This is a genomic window from Amorphoplanes digitatis, from assembly GCF_014205335.1.
Classification (GTDB): domain Bacteria; phylum Actinomycetota; class Actinomycetes; order Mycobacteriales; family Micromonosporaceae; genus Actinoplanes; species Actinoplanes digitatus.
Map to the genome: position 1 here is coordinate 7,637,814 of NZ_JACHNH010000001.1, position 26,060 is coordinate 7,663,873.

The window sequence follows — 26,060 nt, forward strand, 5'->3', positions numbered from 1 at the left end:
GAGGTACGAATGTCCATCGTGAACGAAGACCCCGGCGACGACGTCGCCCGGCCCGCGATCGAACTGGCCGGCGTCCACAAGGAGTACCTGTCGCACGGCGAGAAGGTGCAGGCCGTGCGCCGCCTGGACCTGGCCATCGCCTCCGGCGAGTTCTTCTCCCTGCTCGGACCCTCCGGCTGCGGCAAGACCACCACGATGCGGATGATCGCCGGCTTCGAGGAGCCCACCGGCGGCACGGTGTTCCTCGACGGCAAGGACGTCACCCGGGTCACACCGAACAAGCGCGACGTCAACATGGTCTTCCAGTCCTACGCGCTCTTCCCGCACCTGAACGCGTACCAGAACGTGTCCTTCGGGTTGGAGCGCAAGAAGGTCGCCAAGGGCGAGATCCACCGCCGGGTCGGCGAGATCATGGAGATCGTCTCGCTGACCGGCATGGAGAAGCGGGCGCCGCGGGAGATGTCGGGCGGGCAGCAGCAGCGCGTCGCCCTGGCCCGGGCGCTCGTCAACCGGCCGCGGGCGCTGCTGCTCGACGAGCCGCTCGGCGCGCTCGACCTCAAGCTGCGCCAGCAGATGCAGGTCGAGCTCAAGCGCATCCAGCGCGAGGTGGGCATCACGTTCGTCTACGTGACGCACGACCAGGGCGAGGCGCTGACGATGTCCGACCGGATCGCGGTCATGGACGCCGGGCGCATCGAGCAGCTCGGCACGCCGCGCGAGATCTACGAGCGGCCGGCCACCCGGTTCGTCGCCGGCTTCATCGGTACGTCGAACCTGCTCGACGGCACCGTCGAGAGCATCGCGGACGGCGTGGCCGTGCTGGCGTACGGCGAGGGCGAACGGGTACTGGTTCCGGTGTCCGGCGCGATGGCGACCGGCGACGAGATCGAGGTGTCGGTCCGGCCCGAGAAGATCGACCTGTCGCAGGCCGCGCCGACGGGCACGGGCGACAGCGTGCTCACCGGCGTCGTCACCGACGTGGTCTACCACGGCACCTCGACCAACTACACCGTCAAGACCTCCGTCGGCCCCGACCTCGTGGTCTTCGACCAGAACGCGTACTCCGCCGAAGACCTGGCCGGTCCCGGCGACCGGGTGTTCCTCACCTGGAGTCCCCAGCACTCGTACCCGATCGGAGTCTGATGAGTCAGCCGTTCTCCCCCGACCCCGCCCTGATCCGCGGGATGACCCAGCGGCGGCTCGGCCGGCGTGACGCCCTGCGCCTGACCGGTCTGGCGGCGTTCGGTACGGCGCTGTCCGCCTGCGGCGTCAAGGGCACCGGTCAGTCGACCCAGAGCGCGCCGCCACCCGACGCCGTCGCCAAGTACTGGGCCGGCAAGACCAGCACCGGCACGCTGAACTTCGCCAACTGGCCGCTCTACATGGACCCCAAGCAGCCCGAGCTCAAGAAGTTCACCGCGGCCACCGGGGTCAAGGTGAACTACCAGGAGGTCATCCAGGAGATGGGGCCCTGGTTCGCCAAGGTCCAGCCGCAGCTCGCCGCCGGCCAGTCCATCGGCTACGACCTGATGGTCATCACCAACGGCATCCAGTTCAAGCAGTTCGTCGACTCGGGCTTCCTCGCGCCGCTGGACCACTCGAAGCTGCCGAACTACGTGGCCAACGCCGACAAGGCGTACTCGAACGAGGCCTTCGACAAGGGCAACGTCTACACCGTCCCGTGGACCTCCGGGATGACCGGCATCGCGTACGACCCGAAGAAGGTCAGCCGGCCCATCACCAAGCTCGCCGACCTCTGGGACCCGGCGTTCAAGGGCAAGGTCGGCATGTTCTCCGACACCCAGGAGCTGGGCAACTTCGGCATGATGGCGGCCGGCATCAAACCCGGTGAGTCGACGCCGGACGACTGGCGCAAGGCCGCCGACAAGCTCAAGGAGCAGAAGAGCGCCGGCATGGTCCGCAACTACTACGACCAGAGCTACATCGACGCGCTCGGCAAGGGCGAGGTCTGGATCACCCAGGCCTGGTCCGGCGACGTATTCCAGAAGAACGTCTCCGACGGAACGGACTTCAAGTTCGTCATCCCGCAGGAGGGCGGCACCCTCTGGACCGACAACTTCGCGATCCCGGTGACGGCGCAGAACCCGCTCGACGCGATCAAGTTGATTGACTTCTTCTACGAGGTCGAGAACGCGGCGACGCTGGCCGAGTACATCAACTTCGTCTGCCCGGTGCCGGCCGCGCAGGAGCAGATCAAGAAGGACGCGGCCAAGCTCTCCGGCGACGACAAGGCCGCCATGGAGGCCGTCGCCGTCAGCCCGCTGGTCTTCCCCGCACCGACCGACTACGCGAACCTGCACTACTACCGGGACTTCAAGACGGTCGCCGAGCAGCAGGAGTACCAGAGCATCTTCGAACCGATCGTGCTGGCCTGACGCCGTGTCCAGTACTCGGCGCGTGCTGGCGCCCTACCTGCAGATCCTGCCGGGCGGCCTGTGGCTGCTGCTCTTCTTCGTGATACCGATGGTGACGATGCTGTCCCTGTCGTTGCAGGAGGGCGACATCGTCTCCGGGTACGTCTTCACCGGCCACTGGCAGACCTACGTCGACGCGATCACGAACTACCGCGTCCAGCTGGTGCGCTCGCTGATCTACGGGGCGATCACCACGATCGTGCTGATCGTGGTGGCCTTCCCGGTCGCGTACTGGATCGCCTTCTACGGCGGTCGCCGCAAGCCGACCTACCTCTTCCTGCTGTTGCTGCCGTTCTTCGTCTCCTTCGTGCTGCGGACCATCTCGTGGCGGCAGATCCTCACCGACGAGGGCATGCTGCTCGGTCCGCTCAAGCAGATCGGGCTGCTGCCCGAGACATTCCACATCCTCGGTACGCCGGCAGCGGTGATCGGCGGCCTGGTGTACAACTTCGTGCCGTTCATGGTGCTGCCGATCTACGTGGCGCTGGAGCGCATCGACCCGCGCGTCGTCGAGGCCGCCCGGGACCTGTACGCCGACCCGGCCACCGCCTTCCGCAAGGTGATCTTCCCGCTGGCGCTGCCCGGCGTCTTCGCCGGCGTGCTGATGACCTTCGTGCCGGCCAGCTCCGACTACGTCAACTCGGCCGTGCTGGGCAGCTCGACGACCACGATGATCGGCCAGGTCATCCAGTCGCAGTACCTGGTCAGCTCCAACTACCCGACGGCATCCGCCCTGTCCTTCACGCTGATGGCGGTGCTGCTGATCGGCGTCTTCGCCTACGCCAAGGCGCTGGGCACGGAGGATGTCATGAAGGTGGCGGCACGATGACGACCCCGATCGCTTCCCGCGGGCCGAGGATCAGCGGCGGCCGGGCGCTGCACATCTACACGTGGGTGATCATCGCGTGGCTCACGCTGCCGGTGCTCATCATGATCCTGTTCGGCTTCAACGACACGCAGGGCCGCTACAACCAGACCTGGGAGGGCTTCACCCTCAAGTGGTACGGCCAGGTCTTCGCCCTCGACGAGCTGACCAAGGCGCTGGTGATCTCCCTGGTGGTTGCCGTGGTGACCGCGGTCGTCGCCGGCGCGCTCGGCACCGGCGTCGGGTACGCGCTCGGCCGGCACCGGTTCCGCGGCTCGGGCACGGTCAACCTGGTCATGTTCGCCACGATGTCCTCGCCGGAGCTCGTGATGGGCGCCTCGCTGCTGACCCTCTTCGTGTCGCTCGGCGCCGGCCTCGGCGTCACGACGATCACGATCGCGCACATCATGTTCTCGATCTCGTTCGTCGCGGTCGTGGTGCGGGCCCGGGTGCTGACCCTGGACCGCTCGATCGAGGAGGCCGCCGCCGACCTGGGCGCGAGCCCGTGGACGACGTTCTGGCGTATCACCTTCCCGATCATCCTGCCCGCCGTCGCCTCCGGCATGATGCTGGCCTTCGCCCTGTCGATCGACGACTTCGTGGTCTCCAACTTCACCGCGGGCACCACCGTCACGTTCCCGCTGTGGATCTGGGGCGCCACCCGGGTCGGCCTGCCGCCGCAGGTAAACGTCATGGGCACGCTGATCTTCATGGCGGGCGTGGTCATCGCGGTGGTGACCAGCATCCGGTCCCGGCCGGGCCGGCGTCGCTGATCATGGCGAACCGGTCGCTCGCCGACGCGGTGCCCGAGCCGTACTGGCTCGGCCAGGCCGGCGCGCCCGCGGCCGCGGAACCCCTGCACAGCGTCGAGTCCGCGGACCTGGCGGTGGTCGGCGCCGGCTACAGCGGGCTGTGGACGGCGCTGCTCGCCAAGGAACGCGACCCCGGGCGCGACGTGGTGATCGTCGAGGCGGGCACGGCCGGCTGGGCGGCGTCCGGGCGCAACGGCGGCTTCTGCTCGGCGAGCCTCACCCACGGGTTCGACAACGGGCTGAGCCGGTTCCCCGACGAGATGGACACCCTGGAGCGGCTGGGGCGCCGCAACCTCGACGAGATCGAGGAGACCGTCGCTCGGTACGGGATCGAGTGCGACTTCGCCCGTACCGGTGAGCTGCTTGTCGCCACGGCCGAGTGGCAGCTGCGGGAGCTGACCGCGTACCACGACGAGGCGGCGGCCCGCGGCCTTGACGTGCGGCTGCTGGACCGGGAGCAGACGCGGGCCGAGGTCGGCTCGCCCACCTACCTCGGCGGGGTCTGGGACCGCGCGGGCTGCGCGATGATCGACCCGGCCCGGCTGGTCTGGGGCCTGCGCCGGGCGTGCCTCGACCTCGGCGTGCGCATCTACGAGAACTCACCCGTCGAGCGGATCACCACGGCGCGGGGCGGGCTGCGCCTGCACACCTGGCGGGGCCGGGTCGACGCGGCGCAGGTCGCGCTGGCCACCGGGGCGCACGCCGGCCTGCTGCGCCGGCTGCACCACTACGTCGTGCCGATCTACGACTACGCGCTCATGACCGAGCCGCTGACCGCCGACCGGCTGGCGGCGATCGGGTGGCGGAACCGGCAGGGCGTCGGCGACGGCGGCAACCAGTTCCACTACTACCGGCTCACCGCCGACAACCGGATCCTCTGGGGCGGTTACGACGCCATCTACTACTCCGGCGGGCGGATCAGCCCGGAACGCGACCAGCGCGAGTCGACCTTCGCCGTGCTCGCCGACCATTTCGCCGAGACCTTCCCGCAGCTCGCGGACGTGCGTTTCACCCACAAATGGGGCGGCGTCATCGACACGTGCAGCCGGTTCAGCAGCTTCTTCGGTACGGCGTACGGCGGGCGGCTGGCGTACGCGGCCGGCTACACGGGCCTCGGCGTCGGCGCCACCCGCTTCGGCGCGAACGTGATGCTTGACCTGCTCGCGAACCGGCCGACCGAGCTGACCGAGCTGAAGATGGTGCGCCGCAAGCCGATCCCGTTCCCGCCGGAGCCGGTCCGCACCGGTGTGATCGAGCTGACCCGCTGGTCGATCGCCCGGGCGGACCGCCACGAGGGCCGCCGCAACGTCTGGCTGCGCACCCTGGACCGGGTCGGTCTCGGCTTCGACTCCTGATCATCCGGACCGAACAGCCGATGGGATACCCACCCATCGGCCGCAACCTGTCTCACACTGCCCTGCAGAAATCACCCGCACCAGGCACGATGCCTCTGGCACGTCAATCAAGGGGGTTGTACCGGGGTGGCACAGATCCATCATTTCGAACACGGCTGGATCACTCCGACCGTGAGCTACACGCTGTCCGTGCTCGGCTCGCTGCTCGGGCTGATCTGCGCGTCGCGGGTGCGTACGGCGCACAGCGCGGGCTGGCGTACGTGGTGGCTCACGCTCGCCGCGGTGGCGATCGGCGGCACCGGAATCTGGACCATGCACTTCGTCGCGATGCTCGGCTTCAGCGTCACCGGCATGCCGATCCGCTACGACGTGACCGTGACCGCCCTGAGCGCGGTCCTCGCGATCGCGGCCGTGGGCATCGGCCTGTTCATCGTCGCCCGCGGCACCAGGACGCACGCCGTCCGCTTCATCATCGGCGGCCTCTTCGCCGGCCTCGGCGTCGCCGCGATGCACTTCACCGGCATGTACGCGATGCGCCTCGACGGCACCATCGAGTACCTGACCAGCCGCGTCGTGGCCGCCGTGATCATCGCGGTGGTGGCGGCGACGGTGGCGCTGTGGCTCGCCATGACCGTGCGGCGCCCGTCGGCCATTGTGGCCTCCGCGCTGGTCATGGGCGTCGCGGTCAACGGCATGCACTTCACCGGCATGTCCGCGATGTCCGTGCGGCCGACCGCCGTCGGCCTCGACCCGCCGACCGGCGCGACCGCCGGCACGCTGCTCATCCCGATCGGACTCGCGGTCATCTTCGGCGTCCTCGGCCTGGCCTACGCCCTGATGGCGGCCCCGACCGACGAGGACCGGGCGGCCGCGGCCTACCTGGCCTCGCGGCTGGAGCAGACCGGGGCCGGCGCCCCGCAGGTTCCGGCGCCGCGGGCGGGCAGCCTGCGCACGCCGACGACCAGCACGGCCTGGACCTTCCGGGACCGCACGAACCAGTAGACCCGCGCCGGGGCTAGGTGTGATGTCCGGCCAGGTTGTTCAACCTGGTGATGGGTGGCAGGCCGCCGATGGCGGTGTGGGGTCGGTGGTGGTTGTAGTCGTGCAGGAACGCGGGTAGGGCGGCTCGGCGGGTCTTTTCGCTGGTGTAGAGCTTGGCGTGGGCCCAGCCGTCGGCCAGGGTGCGGTGGAAGCGTTCGATCTTTCCGTTGGTCTGGGGCCGGTAGGGGCGAGTCTTCTTCACGGTGACGCCGAGCTCGGCGCAGGTGTCGCGCCAGAGGTCTGATTTGTAGGCCGAGCCGTTGTCGGACAGCACCCGGACAGTGGTGACGCCGCGCTGGGCGAACCAAGCCACGGCGCGGCGTAGCACGCCGGTGGCGGTGGTGGCGGTTTCGTCGTCGTGGATTTCGGCGTAGGCGACGCGGGAGTGGTCGTCGATGACGGTGTGCACGAACGCGGTGCCGATACGCGGTTCGTAGTCGCCGCGGCGTTGGCCGGTGCGTCGGGCGGTGGCTTGGCGGTTGTGGTCGCCGGCGGTGCGGCCGAGGAAGCGGTGCCCGCCACCGTCGGGGATGTTGCCGAGTTTTTGACGTCGACGTGCAGCATGTCGCCGGGTGCGGGGTGTTCGTAGCGGCGGATCGGCTCGCCGGTGCCGCGGTCGAGGTGGGAGAGCCGGTTGGCCCGGTGGCGGGTCAGGATGGTGTGCACGGTGGAGGCGGCCAGGCCGATCTGGCCGGCGATCGGGACCGGTCCCCAGCGTCGTTTACGGCGTAGGTGCAGGATTTTGCGTACGACGGGTGCCGGGGTCTGGTTCGGTTGCCGGCGTGGGCGTGACGAGCGGTCGTGCAGGCCTGCTTCGCCTTCGGCGCGGTAGCGGTCGGCCCACTTGTTCGCGGTGCGCCAGGAGACGTCATAGCGTTCCGCTGCCCGTGCGGGCGACCAACCGTGGTCGACGACAAGACGCGCCAGCCGCAATCGTGCTCGTACGGTCAAGGCGGCGTTAGCGTGGGACATGAGGGCCTCCGGCCTGGTCAGTGGTGGTCTTAGCAGCTCCACTGCACCGCTGGAGGCCCTCATCCGTTCACGGGATCAGACCTACATCCTCAGATCGAGTGGTCACACTTCCTCGACCAACGTCCCCGAACATCACAGCTAGGGCCGGTTTCCGTCCCTTGCGCCCGCCGCCCTGAACCGCCAGAAGGCAAGGCTGTTGCGGGTGGTCCGGGTATCCGGATGGTCGAGGCCGAGCACCCGCACCCGGTCGGCGAGCAGCACCTCGAACGCGGCGGCCGCACCGGCCGCGTCCCCCGCGTCGCCCCGCCGCCCGGCCAGGTTGTGGCGGGTGGTCAGGGTGTCCGGGTGATCCGGGCCGAGCACCCGCAGGCAGTCGGCGAGCAGCGACTCGAACGCGGCGGCCGCACCGGCCGCGTCGCCCGCGTCGCCCCGCCACCGGGCCAGGTTGTGGCGGGCGGCCAGGGTGTGCGGGTGGTCCGGGCCGAGCACCCGCAGGTAATCGGCGAGCAGCGATTCGAACCCCGCGGCGGCAGCGGCCGGATCCCCCGCCACACTCCGCCAGTAGGCGAGGTTGTGGCGGGTGGCCAGGGTGTCAGGGTGGTCCGGGCCGAGCACCCGCAGGTAGTCGGCCTGCAATGACTCGAGCACGTCGGCGGCACCGGCCGCGTCCCCCGCCGCGCCGCGCCACCGGGCGAGGTTATGGCGGTTGGCCAGGGTGTGCGGGTGGTCCGGGCCGAGCACCCGCAGGTAGTCCGCCAGCAACGACTCGAACGCGGCGGCCGCACCGACCGGATCCCCGGCCGCGCTCCGCCAGTAGGCGAGGTTGCTGCGGGTGGCCAGCGTGTCCGGGTGATCCGGGCCGAGCACCCGCAGGTAGTCCGCCAGCAACGACTCGGACGCGGCGGCGGCACCGGCCACATCCCCCGCCGCACCCTGCCACCGGGCGAGGCTGTCGCGGTTGGCCAGGGCATGCGGGTGGTCCGGGCCGAGCTCCCGCACGCTGTCGGCGTGCAGTTGCTGGAAGTGGTCGCGGGCGGCGGCGACCAGGCCCATGTCGCCGAGACTCCGGCCGGTGCGGAACAGCACCGCGTGGGTGCCGGCGCCGCCGTCGAGGGTCTGCCACAGGCGGCCGCCGGTGACGGCGGTCAGGGTGGTGGTGTTGGCGCGGAACAGCTGCCCGAGCCGGGCGGTGGCGGCGTCGCGTTCGATGTCGGGCCACAACTGGAGCAGGGCGTCGGCGGCGGTGTGCGTCAGCGCGGGCCACTGTTGTTCCGGGGTGGCTTCGCGGACGACACGTTGGACCAGGGCATGCACCCGCAGCAGTGATTCGCCAAGGTCGGGGTCGCTTGTGGTGTCGGCGAGACCCAGCCGGTACAGGGCACGCACCGCGTCATGTGCGTCGTCGCCGTCCACGTCACGGCCGAGACGGCCCCGGAAGTAGCCGAGCATCGCACCGGCGGTGAAGACGCTGATGGGGATGCCGTTGGGGTCCAGGATCGCGGCCAGTTGCAGCACCACACCGGCGAGCCCACCGGTATCGGTGTCGGCCAGCTCGATCGACAGACCCCACGTCTCGGCGACGGCCCGCTGCTGCCCGTCCGGCAACGCGGCGGGATGCAGCCCGTCGAGGTTCCGCTTGCGCAGCCGCAGCCGATAACCGGCACAGGTCAGATCCTGGTCACGGATGTAGGTCGCCGCCTGCGCCAAGGCCAGCGGGAGGAACCCGAGGTCGGCGGCCAACTGTTCCGCCTCATCCAGCCGGTGCGGGCTGTCCCCGAGCCGTCCCCGCAGATAGTCGACGGCCTCCTGCGTGGTGAAGATGCCGACGTCGACCAGACGCCGCCCGTCGAGCAACGCCGTGTCCCGGCGGCGAGTGGTCACCACCGTGCGCCCGGACGCCGTGTCGGGCGGCCACAACCCGGCCAGGTCCTGCGGATCGGCGACGTCATCGAGGACCACCAGCCACCGCCGGCCGGTACCGGCCAGCCAGGCCAGCAACCGCTGCGCCGCCCGCGCCGGGTCCGAGTCCTCCGCACCGGTGACATCCGCCGCCACCTGCGCATAGGTGTTCACCACGTTGTCGCGGCTGCCGGCGGTCACCCACACCAGCAGATCCACCGTCCTTGCCTGCCACAGGTGCTCGGCCAGGTTCGCCGCCAGCTGGGTCTTGCCGACCCCGCCCATCCCGGCCAGGACCTGACACACCACCGCCGTGCCCCCGCCGACGGCCGCGTCCGCCAGCAGATCATCGGCCGGGCGCCGCTGCCGCTGATGAGCCAGCCGGGGCACCGCACCCACCCGGCACGGCCAGGTCACCTCCAGCCGCCGCCCGAAGTAGTTGTGCTGGACGTTGCCGTCACCGGCCTGCACACCCTTGGCGCGCGCGGCGTTCACCGAGCCGGCCGGGCCGTCCCTGGCATCGCGCGAGGCCTCCATCAGAGGGCCGGATCAGTTGAAGGTGTTGGTCTGGGTGTTGTGGTCCCCGACCTGCACGCCCTTGGCGTGCGAGGCATCCACCTGGACGGTTTGACCCCCGGCCGCGCCGGCCAGGGTGAGCAGCTCCCGCGCGGCCGCGAGAACCTGCTCGTCGGTCGCCGCGCCCGAGTCCCGCAGGTCCTGGCCGATGCTGGTCTGCCACACCCCGGGCTCGGTCTCCTCGGCCTCCAACGCCGCCCGCGCCGTCTCACGGCCGGTGAACCGGCGCCGGATCAACGCCTTCAGCAACCCGTAGGCGTCCTTGACGGCATCGGTCGCGGTGCCGGACACGCCCGCGGTCGCCCCGGCCGCCAACGCCGCCACGATCACATCCACCATGGGCCGCCACCCCCTAATTGATCACCACGCGCTGCGAGAGCAACACGCAGAGTCGCAGACTAACGGGCCGCGGCAAACCACACGACACCCAGACAGTCCGCATCCGAGTTCGACAGGGCCGAACGACGCAGGCCCCGACCGCTTTCGCGGCCGAGGCCTGTGCTCTTTCGTTCTCTTGGGGTGATCGACGGGACTTGAACCCGCGGCCCCCGGGACCACAACCCGGTGCTCTACCAGCTGAGCTACGACCACCATGCCGCCTCGCCGTGGAAGGACCTCCGCGGCGGGTGCCGGACAAGCATAGCGGCAACACCCGCCCGGTCGTCGACCGGGTTACCGTGCGGCGCGCCCCGACGTTTCGGCTACAACTCGGCGGCGATGGCGCGGGCCTGGTCGACGTCCGGGCCGGGCAGCGGGACGAAGACGGTGCGGCGGTAATACTCCAGCTCGCGGATGCTCTCGCGGATGTCGGCCAGGGCGCGGTGCGCCAGGCCCTTCTGCGGCTGGCCGAAGTACACCCGCGGGTACCAGCGGCGGGTCAGCTCCTTGATCGATGAGACATCGATCATCCGGTAGTGCAGGAAGTCGTCGAGCGCCGGCATGTCGCGGGCGAGGAAGCCCCGGTCGGTGGCGATCGAATTGCCGCACAGCGGGGCGGTGCGCGGATTCGGCACGAACTCCCTGATGTACGTCAGGACGGCGTCCTCGGCCTCGGCCATGGTGACCGTCGACCGGCGCACCTCGTCGGTGAGGCCCGACTTGGCGTGCATCTCGCGCACCACCTCGGGCATCGCGTCGAGGGCCGCGTCGTCGGCGTGAATGACGAGGTCGACACCCTCGCCGAGAATTTCGAGATCGGGCCCGGTCACCAGGGCGGCCACCTCGATCAGGGCGTCCTTGCCCAGGTCGAGACCCGTCATCTCACAGTCCATCCACACCAGAAGATCCGCCACAGGGCCAGCCTACGCGTCGCGTGGACGGCGCGCCGCCGCGTCTGCTCGGCACACCCGCGCGGGCGCAACACCCGCACGGGGCCGTATTCGGGATAGGGCTACCCAGTTCCGCCTAGGAGGGTTTAAACTGTTCTTAACGGACGAAACCCCCTATCGGTTACTCCGTTCCCCCGGTAAAGGGCCCTCCGCGTCGGCAGCGCGGAGGGCCCTTTCGGTAGTTGTGGCGGGCGGCCGCGGCTTGGCGTGGTGGTGTGCCGCGGCCGCCCGGGTCTTCGCCGGCTACTCCTCGGTGGACTGCTGGCGCGGGCCGCCCTTGCGGGGCGGGCGGGTGAGCTTGATCGGCGGCACCTGGGTCGCGGGATCGGGCGTGGGCAGGCCGGAGGCGGTGGTGGCGCGCCGGCGGCGGGCCGCGGAGTCGCCGCCGAGCAGCTCGGCGACCTCCGCCTTGTAGTTGCCCAGGCTGGACAGGGCGCCGCCGGTTCGGCGCGCCGCAGCAGGCTTGGCGTCGGCGTCCGCCTTGGCCTTCGCCGCCTGGGCGCCGGCCTGGTCGGCCGACTGTGCCCCGACCGTCGTCTTCCGCGGCTCGACCGTCCTCGGCGACTCGTTCGTCGTCTTCGGCGACTCGTTCGTCGTCTTCGGCGACTCGTTCGTGGTCTTCAGCGGCTCGTTCGTGGTCTTCAGCGGCTGGGTCGTGGTCTTCGGCGGCTGGGTCGTCGTCTTCGGCGGCTCGGCCATCGGGCGGAGGCTGGCGTTGCGCTGTCCGGCGATGCGCGGGTCGGCCTTGGGTGCGGGACGGACGGCTTCGGCGGTCGCGCTGGGCGGGTTCACCGGCCGGGCCGACGGGTGCTGGACGTCGCGCCGCGGCTCGGCCGCCGAGGTCGAGCGTGGTGCGGCCGGGCTCGAGGAGCGGATCACGGCGGGGCCGCGGGCGGCCTGGGACGGCTCGCGGTCCGGATCCGTCGGCCGGGACGGGCCGGGCACCGAGGGCCGGGGCACGGGTGGGCTGGTCGGCGGCGTCGGGCTGGGCTCGGTGGGCGCCGGGCGGGTCGGCGTCGGCGCCGTGTTCCGCGCCGCGCCGGCCGGCGTCGCGGCCTTCGCGGCGGTCGGCGGCGGGGGCGCGACCGGCGCGGCGGCCTTCGCGGTGGCCGGCGGCGTGGCGGCGGCCTTCATGACGGGCGGCGCCGGGGTGACCGCCTTGCCGCCGGACGGAGCCGGGGTGGCCGTCCTGGCGCTGGCAGGAGTCGGGGCGGTCGTCCTGGCGCCCGACGGGGCGGCCTTGCCACCGGACGGAGCCGGGGTGGCCGTCCTGGCGCCGGACGGAGCCGGGGTGGCCGCCTTGCCGGCCGAACCGGGCGAGGGCGGCGCGACGTGGTGCGGGGCGGCCGGGTTGCTCTGCCCGCCCGACCTGCTCGGGCCGGTCGACTGGGCCGGGGCCGACGGGGCCCCGGTCGGCTGTGCCGGTGCCGACGGGGCGGCAGGGCTCGCGGCGCGCGCCGTGGCCGGAGCCGCCGATCCGGGCGTGCCCGCGGCGGTACCGGCCGGGGGCGGCGTCTTCGTGGCCGCCGTGACGCGGGCCGGTGTGGCCGGGGTCGGCCGGTTCGGGTCGGGCTTCGGGGCCTGCCGCTCCGCCGGGACGGCCGGCGGACGGTCCTCGCCGGACCCGCCCGGCCTGGGCGGCGTGCCGCCGGCCGGGGTGGCACCCCGCGCCGGACCGGCCGCCGAGGACTGCGCCGGTGGCCGCGAGGCCGCGGCGGGTGGGGCAACGGTCCCGGTCGGCTGGGGCTCTTCGCGGGTCAACGGCTTGTCGTCGGCCCGGCGCGCGCCGGCCGCTGGGGCCGGGTCCTTCGCCGGGTCCTTGGCCGGGGCCTTCGGCAGGCCGATGCGACCCGAGTCCGCCCGGGTCAGGCCGGTGGCCGCCCAGCCCTGCGTGGCGGAGCCGCCGAACAGGGCGTTCCTCGGTGTCGCGGCGGCGGGCCGGGCGGCCTTCGCCGCCGCGGTGGCGCCGGCCGCCTCTCCGGAGACGGCGGCGGCGCTGTCGCCACCGAACGGGGTGGCGTCCTTCGGCCTGGCCGCGGCGCCCCGAGGCGCGGCGGACGCACCGTCGGCGGCAGCCCGCGCGGCAGCACCAACGCCCTCGGCGGCAGGCCGCGACGCGGCACCCTCGGCTGCGGGCCGCGACGCGACGCCCTCGGCACCGGCACCGGCACCGGCACCGGCACCGGGCCGCGAACTTGCGGCGATTCGAGAAGTCGCGGACGTGGCCGACCCGGCCTTGGCCGCGGCCTCCCTGGCCGCGGACGGCCCGGTCGTGACGTCGGTCTGTGCCGCGGTCTGTGCCGCGGCCTGGGCGGCGGCCTGGGCGGCGGCGCCGGAGACCGGCTGTAGGCGCGCGGCTACGGCGGCGATGACGTTCGGCTCTTCGGACTTCGCGGCCGTGGCGCTCCGTCCCGGGCTTCCCGCCGCCGGGGCTCCGGCGGCGAGGTTCCGACCCGGCACCGCCTCGACCGCGGCGCCGGCCGCATCCGATCCGGCTGCTTTCCCGGCCGCAGCGGCCGGGACGGCCGGAGTCGCAGGGGCCGACTTGTTCGCGGCGACGTCAACCGTCGGCGAACCCGACTTGGCAGTCCCGGCCGCCGAGGAACCAGCCTTGGCAACGTCAGCCACCGGCGAACCCGACTTGGCAGCCGCGGCCGCCGAGGAGCCGGCCATGGCAACGTCAGCCACCGGCGAACCCGACTTGGCAGCCGCGGCCGCCGAGGAACCAGCCATGGCAACGTCAGCCACCGGCGAACCCGACTTGGCGACTTCAGCCGCCGGCGAACCCGACTTGGCAGCCGCGGCAGCAGGGGTGCCGGTCTTGGCAGCGGTCTTCGTCCGCGCCGGCTCGGCACCGGTCGGGACGGATCCGGATCCGGTGGCATTGCCGGCAGCCACCACGTCGCCGGCGTCCGGCGCCGGGGTGGTCGCGGCGGCCGCGTCCGGGCCGGAGGTCTTCACAGGAGAGCCGTCCGATGCCGTGGCGGTGGCCGGCTTTCGGGAGGCGCTGAGCGCCGCCTCCGCGAGCGCCTCGGCCTCGCGGGCGCGGACGGCGGCCGTCTCCGCCACCCACGCGCCCACCGCGGACGCCTGGAAGATCGGCAGATCGGTCGGCTGCGGCGCCGGACGGCGCCGTCCCGGGCGGTCGGCCATCCGGCCGAACAGCGGATCCACGGGCGAGATCTGTAGCGCCGACTCCCCCGTGGACTCCGGCACCGAGTCGGCCGCGATCAGGCTGAGCGGTTCACCCGGCGCCGGAGAGACAGCGGCGGCAGGCGCGGCAGCCTCGGCCGGAGAGATGGCGGCCGGTGCGACCGGGGTCGAGGTCGAGGTCGAGGTCTCCGCACCGGAAACCGGCGCCGTCGGCATCGGGATGACCGCGCCACGACCGGACGAGGACGAGGACGACGGCGAGGACGAGGACGGCGGCCATACCGGCGGCCGGGAGCGCGGCTGCGAATCGGCGAGGGTGCGCGGCCGGTGCGTGCCCGCGTGGCGCCCGCCGCCCGTGCGGCTCAGCGGCAGCGGAGCGCCGATCGCCTGCATCAGGTCGGGTACCTGGCTCGGCTCCACGATGTAGACCACCTCGCGGCGCCGGGACGGCCAGCCCAGCACGATCATGCCGACCATCACCAGCAGGCTGCCCAGGATCAGCAGGGCCCAGGTCACCTGGTTCAGCCACGCCGGCACGACGGCCGCCGTGGCCTCCAGGCGGACGCCCGGCTGTGCCGCCTGGTTCATCACCACCAGGCTGTACCCGGTGCCGCGCAGCGCCGCCGGCTTCCAGTCCAGGGTGCCGAGACCCGACTCCAGCCAGAACGTCTGGCGGTCGGGAAGCTGCTCCGGTGCGACCGTTCCGGGGCGCAGGTCGAAGGTCACCGGAAGCGCGCCCGTGCCGAGGTCGATCGAGGCGACCGCGATCTGCGGCACGTCGGCCAGGTAGCGGCTCACGTCGGCCGCCGGGGCGATGCCGATGAACGCCGGTGCGTCGCCGGACTCCGCGGTCAGGCGCAGGCGGGTGTCGCGGAGGCGGGCGAACGGCGCGTCGTTCTCGAGCAGGCCGTCGACATCGTCCACCACGACGGCATAGCCGGACGTGGCCACACGCTGCATGTCGCCCGTGAAGGCGCCGTCCGGGTCCCGGTGCTGCATGGCGACCCAGAATGCGGCGCCCGCCAGCAGCGTCGGTAGCCCGACGGTCAGCAACAGCATGCCGAGGATCGTGCGGAACACCCGCATCGCGATCTCCCTCTTCTCGGTGGTACTGGGCAGACCATACAGACCTAAATAACCCAAAATGGATAAATGGTTAGTTAGGCCCCGAGAGGTATGACGATGGCCCGGTCTGCTGACGCAGACCGGGCCATCAGGGAGTTCGCGAGCTAGGAAATCTTGGCCGTCATCGTCAGCGTGGACTGGTCGATCTCACTGGTACGCACGGTGAACTTGAGCGTCCACTCCCCCGCGGCCGGCAGCGCGATGTCCCCGATCGCGTGGAAGTCGGTGATCCTCAGCAGCGGCACCTCGATCGGCTCGATCCCCTTGGCCGGCAGCGCGGCGGTGGCCGTCCACTCCACGACCGGCAGCGGCTTGCCGTCCAGCGTGTACGCGTACAGGTGCAGGGAGTTGTTGCCGACGGTCGCCGGGAACACGTCCACCTGAAGCGACACCGAGTCGTCCGCGACGGTCTGCGAGATCGTCGTGGACGTGCCGGCGCTCTCGGCCGCGCTGGCCGTACGCGGTGGCGGGATCTGCACGAGCGCGGCGGTCACGCCCAGCACGACCGCCGTGACGGCCAGCTCGGCGATCACCACGCGGCGCAGCGGCCCGGGCCCGGACTCGGCCCGGCGGCTGCGGACCAGCTTGCGCGAGTAGGCCGCCATCCCGATCACCACGGCGGCCAGCGCGATCTTCACCAGGATGAGCCGGCCGTAGGTGCTCTCGACGAGGCCCTCGAACGAGGCGACCTCGATCAGCGCCTGCACCGAGCCGGCGATGATCAGCGCGGCCACCGCGGTCGCGGCCCAGCGCGACCAGATCGGCAGGATCGCGCCCAGCTCGCGCTCGTCGGCCAGGCGCAGCAGGTAGCCGACGAGCATGACCAGCCCGCCCAGCCAGACCGCCATTGCGCCCAGATGGATCGCGTCCACCACGACGGAGACGCCGGCGACCGGGGACGCGGTCGGGTGCCCGGTCAGCGGCCACGTCGCCAGCGCCGCCACCCCGAGCACGCCGAGCAGCGCCAGGTCGGCCTTGGACCCGCCGCCCTCGCCGTTCAGCAGCGGGCGCAGCAGGAACGCCGCCGCGACCACGACGCCGAGCCGCACGAGCATTACCGCGCCGAACGTGCTGCCGAGCACGTCCCGCAGGTCCGCGCCGCTGACCTCGAACAGCCCCGATCCGGTCGTGTACGGCGCCTGCAACCAGAGCGCCAGCACCGTGCTGCCGACGACCAGCCCGATACCGGTCCAGACGAGCCGGGCCGGGCCGCGGCGCGAGAGCCGGTGCGGCCAGAGCAGGGCGAGCACCAGCACCGGGCCGACGAGCAGCACCAGGCCCACGTACCCGAGGTATTTGGCGACCGGGATCAGGCCGCGCACGACCGGGTCGACCGAGTCGGCGGTACCCGGCTCGGCCGGCGGCGCGGAGGCCTCGCCGACCGAGTAGGTCAGGCTGCCGGCGACCGGGTGGCTGTCGGCCGAGACCACCCGGTAGCTGACCAGATAGGTGCCGCGGCCGCCGCCGGTGCGCAGCGGAATGACGACCGTGCCGCCGGTCGCCTGCGGCTCGCCCTGGTCCGCGCGGCTGCCGTCCGGCGCGAGCACCTGGATCTTGCCGGAGATCAGCTGCACCGACTCGCTGAAGGTCAGGGTGACCTTGTTGGGGGCGTCCGGGACGATCGTGTCGCTCGCCGGGTCGCTGGCGACCAGCGCGGCGTGCGCGGCGGCCGGCGCCGCGGGACCGAGCAGGACGCAGAAGAAGCCGGCCAGCAGCCCGAGGACGGCGGCCGCGAGCCGCCGGGCACCCGGCCGGAGTCGGTCGCCGGGCCCGGGCAGATCAACGTTCATGCGTGCAATGCTCCCCGATGGCTCGCCGGGCCCCGCAGCGCGGTCGCGCGCGAGGCGGAAAGTGAGGACTGGAGGGTTGTCGTCGGCATGGTGACGATAGTTCCCAGAACCGCTGACAATTCCGGCCGGGCGTACCATCTCCGGTTGTGACGGCGGCTGAAGCACTCGATTCGCTCGCGCTGCGGGCGCGGGCCGGCGACGCCGGCGCGCAGGTCGCGTTCGTCCGCGGCACCCAGGCCGAGGTGTGGCGGTTCACCGCCGCGCTGGTCGACCCGGGCGCCGCCGACGACCTCACCCAGGAGACCTACCTGCGCGCCTTCAAGGCGCTGCCCGCCTTCGAGGGCCGCGCGGCGGTGCGTACCTGGCTGCTCGGCATCGCCCGGCGCGTCTGCGCCGACCACCTGCGGGCCGTCGTGCGCAGGCGCCGCCTCGACGCCCGGCTCGCCGCGCAGGCCTGGACCGACATCCCTCAGCAGAGTGACCCCGCGCATCGGCTCGGCGCCGCCGACCTGCTGCGCCGCCTCGGCGAGGAGCGCCGCACCGCGTTCGTGCTCACCCAGGTGCTCGGCATGTCCTACGCGGAGGCCGCCGAGGTCGAGGAGGTCCCGGTGGGGACGATCCGGTCGCGAGTGGCCCGCGCCCGCGAGGAGCTGGTGACCGCGGTCGCCGCGGCGCAGGCGAGCTGATCGGGGCACTCAGCCGATACACAGGCAGTCGGCGGAACCGACGGCCGGTGAGCGCCGACTAAGGGGGCGTGAGCATGGAGACGAGTCAGCCTGCCCGGATGACGGCCACCTGGCCCTGGATCTCGACCGTTGCCCGGCTCGGGCTGGCCGCGGTGTGGCTCGGCGCGGGCCTGCTGAAGATCGGCGACCTGGCCGGGTCGGGGCGCGCCGTGAACGCGTACGAGATCTTCCCGTACGAGATCGCCAAGGTCATCGGGGCGGTCCTGCCGTTCCTGGAGATCACGCTCGGCCTGTTGCTGCTGGCGGGGCTCGCGGTGCGGCTCATCGCCGGCATCTCGGCCGCACTGCTGCTGATCTTCATCGCCGGCATCTCCTGGGCCTGGTCGCAGGGCCTCCAGATCGACTGCGGCTGCTTCGGCTCGGGCGGGACACTGAGCGCGGGTCAGACACCGCAGTACCTGCTCGATATCGCCCGCGACCTGGGCTTTCTCGTGCTCGCCGGGATCCTGCTGTGGCAGCCGCGGACCCGTTACTCGATCGACGGCGTCTTGATGGGGGAAGAGTGAGCGGCAAGAGCAACCGCGACCGCGGCAAGGCCAAGCGGATCGTGCAGGAGCAACTGGCGCGCGAGCGCCGCCGGCGGGTCACGCTCTGGACCAGCCTCGGCGTCGTCGCCGTGCTGGTCATCGCCGGCCTGATCGGCTGGGGCTTCGCCGCCAGCCAGGAGAACGAGAAGACCGCCGGCCTCACGACGCCGAGCGTCGCGGTGGACGAGGGTACGGCGTTCGCGGTCGGCACCGGCCCCGTGAAGATCGACATCTACGAGGACTTCATGTGCCCGGCCTGCGGGCAGTTCGAGGCCTCGGCGCAGACCACGATCGACCAGCTCGTCGCCGACGGCAAGGTGACCGTGCTGTACCACCCGATCGCGATCCTGGACCACGCCTCGACCACCGAGTACTCGACCCGGTCCGCCGGCGCCTCGGCCGCGGCCGCGCAGGGCGGCAAGTTCGCCGAGTACCACCGGGTGCTCTTCGCCAACCAGCCGCAGGAGGGCGGGCCGGGCCTCGACAACGGCAAGCTGATCGAGCTGGGACGGTCGGTCGGCCTGACCGACGCCTCGTTCGCCGACGCGGTCAACGAGGGCACCTACTACCCCTGGGCCACCAAGGCCACCGACACGGCGGCCTCGCGGGGCGTGAACAGCACGCCGACCGTGCGGGTCGGCGGCAAGGACCTGACGGACCGCACGCCGCAGGGGCTGACCGCGGCGGTGGAGGCGGCCGGCGCGTGAGGCGTACCGCCCTGTTCGGCGCCGTGCTGGCCGGCGCGTTACTGGTGCCGGCCGGCCCGGCGCACGCACACGGCGGGGACGCACCCGACGCGACCGCGTACCGCAGCCAGGTCAGCGGGATCAGTCCCGCCGAGCCCGGGCTGACGGTGCGGACCGTCGAGGCGGGCGCGCGGCTCGAACTCGTCAACCGGACCGGCCGTACCGTCGAGGTGCTCGGCTACGCCGGCGAGCCCTACCTCGAGGTGCGGCCGGACGGCGCGTTCGAGAACATCAACTCGCCGGCCACGTACCGGAATCAGACCGTCGAGGGCGACACCCCGGTGCCGCCGGCCGCCTCGCCGGCCGCGGCCCCGCAGTGGCGCCGCGTCTCCACCGACCCGGTCGTGCGCTGGCACGACCAGCGCACGATGTGGCTCGGCGAGGACCCGCCGCCGCAGGCACGCGCCGACGACTCGCGCAGCCACAAGCTGCGCGACTGGGTGGTTCCGCTGCGCGAGGGTGCGCGCACGCTGGAGGTACACGGGACCCTGACCTGGGAGCCGCCCCCGCCCGCCTGGCTGTGGTGGGCGGGCGCGCTCGCGCTCGGCGCGGGCCTGACGGCCCTCGGCCTGCGCCGCCCGCGCTGGATCGGCCCGGCCGCGGCCGCCGGAGGCATGATCACCCTCGGGTACGCGGCAGCGCGCACGAGCGCCGGCGTGGAGGGGCAGGCGCCGGTCTACGTCGCCGCGGCGCTCGCCGTGGCCGCGGGCGTGCTGACCTGGCTCGGGCGGGCGCCGTTCCTGCTCGCCCTCGCCGGCGTCGTGCTGTTGGTCTTCGGAGGCCTCGCCGACGCGGGCGTCTTCGGCCAGGCGGTGGTCCTGTTCCCCGGTCCGTCCTGGCTCGCCCGGGCGGCGGTGCTGGTGGCCGTCGGCACCGGGGTGGGAATGGCGGCGACGGGGATGCTGCGGCTGCGGGCGGCCCCGATATCTTCGGACGCATGACTGAGCGCCTCGCGCCGGGTGACCCGGCCCCCGAGTTCACCCTGCCCACCGACACCGGCGACACCCTCACGCTGAAGGACCTCCGCGGCCGCAAGGTCATCCTGTACGTCTACCCGGCCGCGATGACGCCGGGCTGCACGAAGCAGGCCTGCGACTTCCGCGACTCGCTCGGCTCACTTCAGGCGGCCGGCTACGAGGTCGTCGGCATCTCGCCGGACACCCCGGCCAAGCTGGCCAAGTTCCGCGAACGCGACTCGATCACCTTCCCGCTGGTCAGCGACCAGGACAAGAGCGTGCTGACCGCGTACGGTGCCTTCGGCGAGAAGCAGCTGTACGGCAAGACGGTCACCGGGGTGATCCGCTCGACGTTCGTCATCGACGAGGACGGCGCGGTCGAGCGGGCCCTGTACAACGTCAAGGCGACGGGTCACGTCGCCAAGCTGCGGCGCGATCTCGGCATCGACTGACTACTGCGGCAAAACTCGCGGATTCCGGGGAACGGTGCCGATTAAGGCGGGCGACCACCGTTCCCCCTAACGGAGACCGCCGATGCCGAAGTTCAAGCTGCCGCGCCGCTCGCGCAAGGCGCTCCACTCCGCTGAGGCGAGCGCGCGCGGTGGGCTCCTGCGTAACCTGCGTGTGTCGCAGAAGCTGTTCGTCTCCTTCGGCGTGCTCAGCCTGCTGGTGGTGACCATCGGCGTCGCCGACGGCGTCGCGCTGAGCACCACGAACGGCCAGCTCAACAAGATGTACAACGACAACTTGCAGTCCGTCGCCCGGATCGGCCAGGTCCGCGCCGACGTTCAGCAGGCGAACCTGCTGTCGACCAAGCTGATCCTGCGCTCGCCGCTCGCGGACGTCAGCAGCGTGCAGACGGCGATCCGGCGGCTGGACGCCGCCATCGACGCCAACTGGGCGGCGTACTCGAAGAACCCGGCGAAAGGCACCGAGGCCGACATGGCCGCCTTCTCGGAGGGGCTGACCAAGTACCGCACGATCCGCGACGAGCGACTCGTGCCGGCGGCCAAGGCCAACAGCCTGGGCACCTACCTCGGCGTGCAGAACAACTACATCGACCCGCTCACCAGCACGATCACGGTGGCGCTGAACAACCTCGCCGGCATCGAGGACAAGGCCGCGCAGCGGCAGATGGCCGACGCCCGCAGCAACGCCACGTCGGCGCGGCTGCTCACCATGACGCTGATGGGCGTCGCGCTGGCGTTCGCCGTTGTCATCGCGCTGGTGGTCAGCCGGGCCATCGCCCGGCCGCTCGGCCAGACCGTCAAGATCCTGGAGGCGCTCGCCGAGGGCCGGCTGGACCAGCGCCTCGCCGTCCGGGGCCGCGACGAGGTGGGCCGCATGGCCGAGGCGCTGAACACCGCGCTCGACCGGCTCACCGCGACGCTGCGCGACATCGCCGGCAACGTCACCACGCTCGCCTCGTCCTCCGAGGAGCTCACCGCGGTCGCCGGCCAGATGAACTCGTCCGCGGCCCGCTCGGCCGACCGGGCACAGGCGGTGTCCACCGCCTCCGGGCAGATCAGCAGCAACATCGCCACCGTGTCCGCCGGGGCCGAGGAGATCGGCAGCTCGATCACCGAGATCGCGCTCAGCACCTCCAGCGCGGCCGACGTGGCCGGTCAGGCCGTGCGCATCTCCACCGACGCCGGCGCGATCCTGCAAAAGCTGGGCGAGTCCTCCGCCGAGATCGTCTCCGTCATCAAGATCATCACCGGCATCGCCGAGCAGACGAACCTGCTCGCCCTCAACGCGACGATCGAGGCCGCCCGCGCCGGCGACGCGGGCAAGGGCTTCGCGGTCGTCGCCGGCGAGGTAAAGGAGCTGGCACAGGAGACGGCCCGGGCGACCGAGGACATCCGGACCCGCGTCGGCGCGATCCAGAACGACTCGTCCGCCGCGGTCGCGGCGATCGCCGAGATCGGCTCGGTCATCGACAAGATCAACGCAACGCAGTCCGCCATCGCGGCGGCCGTCGAGGAGCAGACGGCGACCACCAACGAGATGAGCCGCAACGTCGGCGAGGTCGCGATCGGCTCCCAGCAGATCTCGTCGAACGTGGCCGAGGTGGCCGAGGCCGCCGCGGAGACGACGAACGCGGCGTCGAACACCGCCCAGGCCGCCGACGAACTGGCCCGCGTGGCCCACGAGCTCCAGCAGAGCCTGGCGATGTTCCGCTACTGATCCCTCCGGGGACCGCCGACCCACGGCGGCCGTCATGCGGCTTGATCCGCAAGGCGGCCGCCGTGCCGTGTCAGCGACCCGCGGCGAGCTTCGCCTTCATCGCCTCGGCGAGGGCCATCGCGCCGTTCAGCGGCCGGACCATCACCGTGAACTCGTCGATCAGCCCGTCGTCTCCGCGATGCAGGAAGTCGCAGCCCTCGACCTGGCGCCCTCCGACGTTCGCCCGGAACACGAGCGCATGATCGACCGCGTCCGGCGCCCCGATCTCCCGCACGTAGGTGAAGTCCTCGAAAACCTCGATCACCGCCCGCAGGACGACGGCCACAGCCGCCCGCCCCTCGTACGGCGTGAACGCGATCGGGCTGTGAAAGACGACCTTGTCGGCGAGGAGCGCGACGGCGGCGTCGATGTCCCGTGCTTCAACAGCGGCGCGAAACGGATGCACGATCACTCCCATAGTCAACAAATTGAATAGGTGCGAATGACGCTAACCCCCGGACCGCCGCCTGTCCAGACACCACCGGCCCGAACTGCCACAGCCAGACGGCGACCTACGCCGGGCGCAACCGTCAGCGCTCGTGCGGCATCGCGTTCGACGAGAGCGCACCCCGCACCCCGCTCAGCGAGCAGGAGAAGGTCGAGGTTCTGGCACTGGTCGACCGCGGCGAGGTGACGGTCTCGGACGCGGCGAGGCCGATCGGTTGCAGCCGCAATCACGTCTATCAGCTCAAGCGCCGCCTGGCCGAGCGGGGCACGCTGGCCTTCGCCACCCGCCGAGATCGCATCTCGGCGTCCGAGCGGGAGGCGGTCCTGGCATTCGCGCGCGCACATCCGTTGATGGGTGAACGAAACCTGGCATCCGCGCTGCGGCAGCGCCGCGACGACCCGATCGACCTGTCGCCGTCATCCGTCCGTGTCGTCCTCAAGGCGGTCGGACTCAAGACGATCAAGGCACGCATGACAGCGACCGCGTCGGTGTAGTCGCCGCCGATCTCGGTATTAGAATGCTGACAGCGATTTGCTGCCGGGCAAATCGGGCGGAAGTGGCGGAATGGCAGACGCGTGGGCCTTAGGAGCCCATATCCGAGAGGGTGTAGGGGTTCAAGTCCCCTCTTCCGCACCCATGTAATGCTGCGCACTATCATCTCGCGCCTACCGGATCCCGTCGTCCGGTGGCGCGAGGATTGACAGCATGACGTTGTCGTTCGTGCTTGATCCGCCGTTGACCGACACCCTGCGCGAGCGGATCGTCGAGCTCTGGACCGAGGTCACCAACGCCGGTGGGGCCGTCGGCTTCGTCGCGCCGGTCACCGCCGGCGAGGTGCGGCCGGTCGCCGAGGCGGCGTTCGCCGGGGTCGAGGCCGGCATCGACCGGCTGCTCGTCGGGCTGGACGGTGACCGGCTGGTGGCGCTGCTGTTCGTCGCCGACAACAGGTTCGGGCTCAAGGCGCACTGGCGCGTCCTCAAGCGGGTCATGGTCGCGCCGGGCGGCCAGGGCCGGGGATACGGCGCGGCGCTCATGCGGGAGGCCGCCGCGGTGGGCCGCAAGATGGGCCTGACCGGCCTACAGGTCACCCTCCGGGACGGCCACGGCCTGGACGCCTTCTACCGCGGCCTCGGGTACACGCAGGTCGGCCGGATCCCGGGCGCCCTGCGGGTGGCGCCGGGCGACGACCGCGACGAGGTCTTCATGTGGCTCGACCTGCGCTGAGCCTCAGCCGCAGGCGGCTTTGGCGGCCGGCTCCGCCGCGGCGAGGGCCACCTCGTCCTGGGCCGGTGCCGCCTGCGTCGATTCCAGCAGCGGCGCGGCCGAGGAGGCCGAAGCGCTCGGCGACGGCGACGCCTTCGAGGGCGACGGCGACGCCTTCTTCTTCGCCGGTACGGGTGCCGCCTCGGCGGACGAGCCGGTCGCGAACCGTACGGACGTCGTCTGGCGCTTCTGCGGCAGCAGCCTGATGTTCTTCGCCGTGATGGTCTTGCCGTAGACGTCGGTCATGCGGACCTGGAACGGGCCGGAGCCCGTCTGCCCGTCGATGATCCAGACGTTGTAGTCCTGGAGCGCCGCCTTCTTCCACGCGCCGCCCGGGCCCTTGGCCTGCACCGACCTGATCGGGTTGGAGTGGTTGTCGATCGTCACGGCCCAGTAGTACTGCGAGGTGCCCTCGACGAAGGTGATGCTCAGCGGGCCGGGCGCCGGCGCGTTCGGCACCGCCCGGTAGGTGATCGGGATGATGCCGTCGATCTCCTTGCCGATCCGGTTGAACGCCGTGCGGCTCAGGTCGAGGTGGCCGGCGGGGCACTCCGGGCAGGAGTCGAAGACCTTGACGCGGACCTTGCCCTTGGGCCCGGTCACGTCGAGGTAGGAGCCGCAGGCCATCGCGCCCGAGTACTCGGTGCGGCCGAGGGCGACGTACAGGTCGTCGGCGGGTGGCTTGGTGGAGCAGTTGCCCTGGGTGCCGGCCAGGTCGTAGAACGTCGCCTTGCCCTTGTGCTTGGCGCTGCTCGGCGGGGCCGCGCACGCGGAGCCGCCGTTTTGCAGCAGCATGGCCACGCCGAGGACGCCGGCGAGCAGCACGGCGCCGCCGGTGGCGAGCCAGCGGGGTGCGAGAAGGCGATGACCGGTCACGCTGACGCATCCTTCGCGGCCGCGCCACCCGCGGGCAACCCTCCTAAGACAGAGCTAAGGAAGTCTCCCCCGCCCGGATGACCCCGGTGCACCCCGGCGCCAGGTCCGGGATGAGGTTGATGCCGAAGCGCAGCCCGTCGGCGAACCGGCGGTGCCGGCCGAGCACGCGCAGGGGCTGCCGCCCGACCTCGCCGGTCTCCTGATCGACGGTCGTCACCACGCAGCGGCGGCACGCGTCGGCCGCGCGGAACGTCACGTCGCCGATCCGCAGGCGGGAGCCGAGCCAGTCGTCCTCGGCCCAGGGCGGCGCACCGGCGACGACGATGTTGGGCCGGAAGCGGGTCATCGGCACGGGTTCGTCGCCGGTCTCGAGCAGCCAGTCGTTTACCGCGTCGAGGGAGGCGGCGTTGGTGAGCAGCAGCGGGTACCCGTCCGCGAGGCTGACCCGGTCGCTGGGCAGCGCGTGCTCCGCGATGGGCCGGGCGGTGGTGTCGGCGAGCCAGGCCAGCCGGGCCGGCCGCCCGAGGAACGCGGAGACGAACTCCGTGGCGGGCACCGCGATGCGCGCGGCGAGCGGGGGTTTCGAGCCGAAGACCCGGATTGTCTCTTTCGGACCGTCCACCGGCTCGTCGACGCGGAACCCGTTCAACTCCAGCCCGCCGGGGCGCGGCACCGGCCGCAGCCCGGTCAGCCCCGGCGCCTCCCGCTGCGTGATGCCGACCCCGTCGGGGTCGATGACCATCCACCGGCGGTCGCCGGCGAGACCACAGGGCTCCACCAGCGCCTCGTCGTGGTCCAGGCGGTGACCACCCTTGACCGGGTACGTGTGCAGCGAGCTGATCCGCATCCGACCAGCGTATGCGGGTGGCCGCGCACCCGCGGTCCGCCGCCGGACCGGGCGGCGGAGTCATGATCTCCGGG

The 26,060-nt window shown here is 72.0% G+C and carries 22 protein-coding genes, 2 tRNA genes and 1 pseudogene; 15 read left to right on the forward strand and 10 right to left on the reverse strand.

Annotation, left to right across the window (positions count from 1 at the left end; translation table 11 throughout):
* Nucleotides 1-9: 9 nt before the first annotated feature.
* From BJ971_RS33610 to BJ971_RS33635, 6 genes are all read left to right on the forward strand, one after another.
* Entirely contained in the window at nt 10-1,143 is a 1,134-nt protein-coding gene (locus BJ971_RS33610) for an ABC transporter ATP-binding protein (protein WP_184997302.1), read from the forward strand.
* Nucleotides 1,143-2,396 (forward strand): polyamine ABC transporter substrate-binding protein, encoded by a 1,254-nt coding sequence (locus BJ971_RS33615; RefSeq protein WP_239087688.1) that lies wholly within the window; start codon nt 1,143-1,145, stop codon nt 2,394-2,396. The genes BJ971_RS33610 and BJ971_RS33615 overlap by 1 nt, the downstream gene beginning before the upstream one ends.
* A 4-nt stretch (nt 2,397-2,400) precedes the next feature.
* Nucleotides 2,401-3,264: an ABC transporter permease gene (locus tag BJ971_RS33620; RefSeq protein ID WP_184997304.1), complete on the forward strand. Its 864-nt coding sequence runs from the start codon at nt 2,401-2,403 to the stop codon at nt 3,262-3,264.
* The gene (locus tag BJ971_RS33625; RefSeq protein ID WP_184997306.1) at nt 3,261-4,073 is read left to right on the forward strand and encodes an ABC transporter permease; all 813 of its coding nucleotides are present in this window, start codon (nt 3,261-3,263) and stop codon (nt 4,071-4,073) included. Before BJ971_RS33620 ends, BJ971_RS33625 begins: the two co-directional genes overlap by 4 nt.
* A 2-nt stretch (nt 4,074-4,075) precedes the next feature.
* On the forward strand, nt 4,076-5,467 hold the full coding sequence (locus BJ971_RS33630) for an NAD(P)/FAD-dependent oxidoreductase (RefSeq protein ID WP_184997308.1): 1,392 nt from the start codon (nt 4,076-4,078) through the stop codon (nt 5,465-5,467).
* Nucleotides 5,468-5,638: 171 nt separating this feature from the next.
* Nucleotides 5,639-6,469 carry an MHYT domain-containing protein gene (locus BJ971_RS33635; protein ID WP_377885574.1) on the forward strand — a complete coding sequence of 277 codons (831 nt, stop codon included), beginning with the start codon at nt 5,639-5,641 and terminating at the stop codon, nt 6,467-6,469.
* A gap of 13 nt (nt 6,470-6,482) precedes the next feature.
* On the opposite strand, the pseudogene BJ971_RS33640 reads toward BJ971_RS33635, so the two are convergent.
* From BJ971_RS33640 to BJ971_RS33670, 7 genes and pseudogenes are all read right to left on the reverse strand, one after another.
* Nucleotides 6,483-7,480, reverse strand: a pseudogene (locus BJ971_RS33640) (IS481 family transposase).
* A 138-nt stretch (nt 7,481-7,618) separates the two neighbouring features.
* A complete protein-coding gene (locus BJ971_RS33645) occupies nt 7,619-9,916 on the reverse strand; it encodes a tetratricopeptide repeat protein (protein WP_203709532.1) in 2,298 nt (765 codons plus the stop codon).
* A gap of 12 nt (nt 9,917-9,928) precedes the next feature.
* Nucleotides 9,929-10,294 carry a Het-E N-terminal domain-containing protein gene (locus tag BJ971_RS33650; RefSeq protein WP_184997312.1) on the reverse strand — a complete coding sequence of 122 codons (366 nt, stop codon included), beginning with the start codon at nt 10,292-10,294 and terminating at the stop codon, nt 9,929-9,931.
* Between the two features lie 176 nt (nt 10,295-10,470).
* A tRNA-His gene (locus BJ971_RS33655) sits at nt 10,471-10,546 on the reverse strand.
* A 110-nt stretch (nt 10,547-10,656) separates the two neighbouring features.
* A complete protein-coding gene (gene orn, locus BJ971_RS33660) occupies nt 10,657-11,247 on the reverse strand; it encodes an oligoribonuclease (protein WP_275411392.1) in 591 nt (196 codons plus the stop codon).
* A 279-nt stretch (nt 11,248-11,526) separates the two neighbouring features.
* Complete coding sequence (locus BJ971_RS33665) at nt 11,527-15,522, reverse strand: hypothetical protein (protein ID WP_184997313.1); 3,996 nt, start codon at nt 15,520-15,522, stop codon at nt 11,527-11,529.
* 143 nt (nt 15,523-15,665) lie between these two features.
* On the reverse strand, nt 15,666-17,351 hold the full coding sequence (locus BJ971_RS33670; RefSeq protein ID WP_184997314.1) for a copper resistance CopC/CopD family protein: 1,686 nt from the start codon (nt 17,349-17,351) through the stop codon (nt 15,666-15,668).
* Nucleotides 17,352-17,497: 146 nt separating this feature from the next.
* On the opposite strand from BJ971_RS33670, the gene BJ971_RS33675 reads away from it, so the two are divergent.
* The 6 genes from BJ971_RS33675 to BJ971_RS33700 all read left to right on the forward strand — a co-directional run bounded on the left by BJ971_RS33675 (nt 17,498) and on the right by BJ971_RS33700 (nt 22,513).
* Nucleotides 17,498-18,037 carry a sigma-70 family RNA polymerase sigma factor gene (locus tag BJ971_RS33675; protein WP_184997315.1) on the forward strand — a complete coding sequence of 180 codons (540 nt, stop codon included), beginning with the start codon at nt 17,498-17,500 and terminating at the stop codon, nt 18,035-18,037.
* Nucleotides 18,038-18,135: 98 nt separating this feature from the next.
* The gene (locus BJ971_RS33680) at nt 18,136-18,603 is read left to right on the forward strand and encodes a MauE/DoxX family redox-associated membrane protein (protein WP_184997317.1); all 468 of its coding nucleotides are present in this window, start codon (nt 18,136-18,138) and stop codon (nt 18,601-18,603) included.
* On the forward strand, nt 18,600-19,331 hold the full coding sequence (locus BJ971_RS33685; RefSeq protein WP_184997319.1) for a DsbA family protein: 732 nt from the start codon (nt 18,600-18,602) through the stop codon (nt 19,329-19,331). The genes BJ971_RS33680 and BJ971_RS33685 overlap by 4 nt, the downstream gene beginning before the upstream one ends.
* Nucleotides 19,328-20,311 (forward strand): hypothetical protein, encoded by a 984-nt coding sequence (locus tag BJ971_RS33690; RefSeq protein WP_239087622.1) that lies wholly within the window; start codon nt 19,328-19,330, stop codon nt 20,309-20,311. Before BJ971_RS33685 ends, BJ971_RS33690 begins: the two co-directional genes overlap by 4 nt.
* The gene (gene bcp / locus BJ971_RS33695) at nt 20,308-20,778 is read left to right on the forward strand and encodes a thioredoxin-dependent thiol peroxidase (RefSeq protein ID WP_184997321.1); all 471 of its coding nucleotides are present in this window, start codon (nt 20,308-20,310) and stop codon (nt 20,776-20,778) included. Before BJ971_RS33690 ends, bcp begins: the two co-directional genes overlap by 4 nt.
* 82 nt (nt 20,779-20,860) lie before the next feature.
* Nucleotides 20,861-22,513, forward strand: a complete 1,653-nt coding sequence (locus BJ971_RS33700) for a methyl-accepting chemotaxis protein (protein ID WP_184997323.1) — start codon at nt 20,861-20,863, stop codon at nt 22,511-22,513.
* A gap of 70 nt (nt 22,514-22,583) precedes the next feature.
* Here BJ971_RS33700 and BJ971_RS33705 read toward each other — a convergent pair whose 3' ends face one another.
* Nucleotides 22,584-22,958 (reverse strand): nuclear transport factor 2 family protein, encoded by a 375-nt coding sequence (locus BJ971_RS33705; RefSeq protein WP_184997324.1) that lies wholly within the window; start codon nt 22,956-22,958, stop codon nt 22,584-22,586.
* A gap of 140 nt (nt 22,959-23,098) precedes the next feature.
* Here BJ971_RS33705 and BJ971_RS33710 point away from each other — a divergent pair, with 140 nt between their 5' ends.
* From BJ971_RS33710 to BJ971_RS33720, 3 genes are all read left to right on the forward strand, one after another.
* Nucleotides 23,099-23,494: a helix-turn-helix domain-containing protein gene (locus BJ971_RS33710; protein ID WP_275411384.1), complete on the forward strand. Its 396-nt coding sequence runs from the start codon at nt 23,099-23,101 to the stop codon at nt 23,492-23,494.
* A 56-nt stretch (nt 23,495-23,550) separates the two neighbouring features.
* Nucleotides 23,551-23,633, forward strand: a tRNA-Leu gene (locus BJ971_RS33715).
* Nucleotides 23,634-23,705: 72 nt separating this feature from the next.
* A complete protein-coding gene (locus tag BJ971_RS33720; protein WP_184997328.1) occupies nt 23,706-24,224 on the forward strand; it encodes a GNAT family N-acetyltransferase in 519 nt (172 codons plus the stop codon).
* A 3-nt stretch (nt 24,225-24,227) separates the two neighbouring features.
* Here BJ971_RS33720 and BJ971_RS33725 read toward each other — a convergent pair whose 3' ends face one another.
* Both BJ971_RS33725 and BJ971_RS33730 read right to left on the reverse strand, forming a co-directional pair.
* The gene (locus tag BJ971_RS33725; protein ID WP_239087621.1) at nt 24,228-25,139 is read right to left on the reverse strand and encodes an expansin EXLX1 family cellulose-binding protein; all 912 of its coding nucleotides are present in this window, start codon (nt 25,137-25,139) and stop codon (nt 24,228-24,230) included.
* A gap of 43 nt (nt 25,140-25,182) precedes the next feature.
* Nucleotides 25,183-25,986, reverse strand: coding sequence for an MOSC domain-containing protein (locus BJ971_RS33730; RefSeq protein ID WP_184997330.1), 804 nt, complete (start codon nt 25,984-25,986; stop codon nt 25,183-25,185).
* Nucleotides 25,987-26,060: the final 74 nt, after the last annotated feature.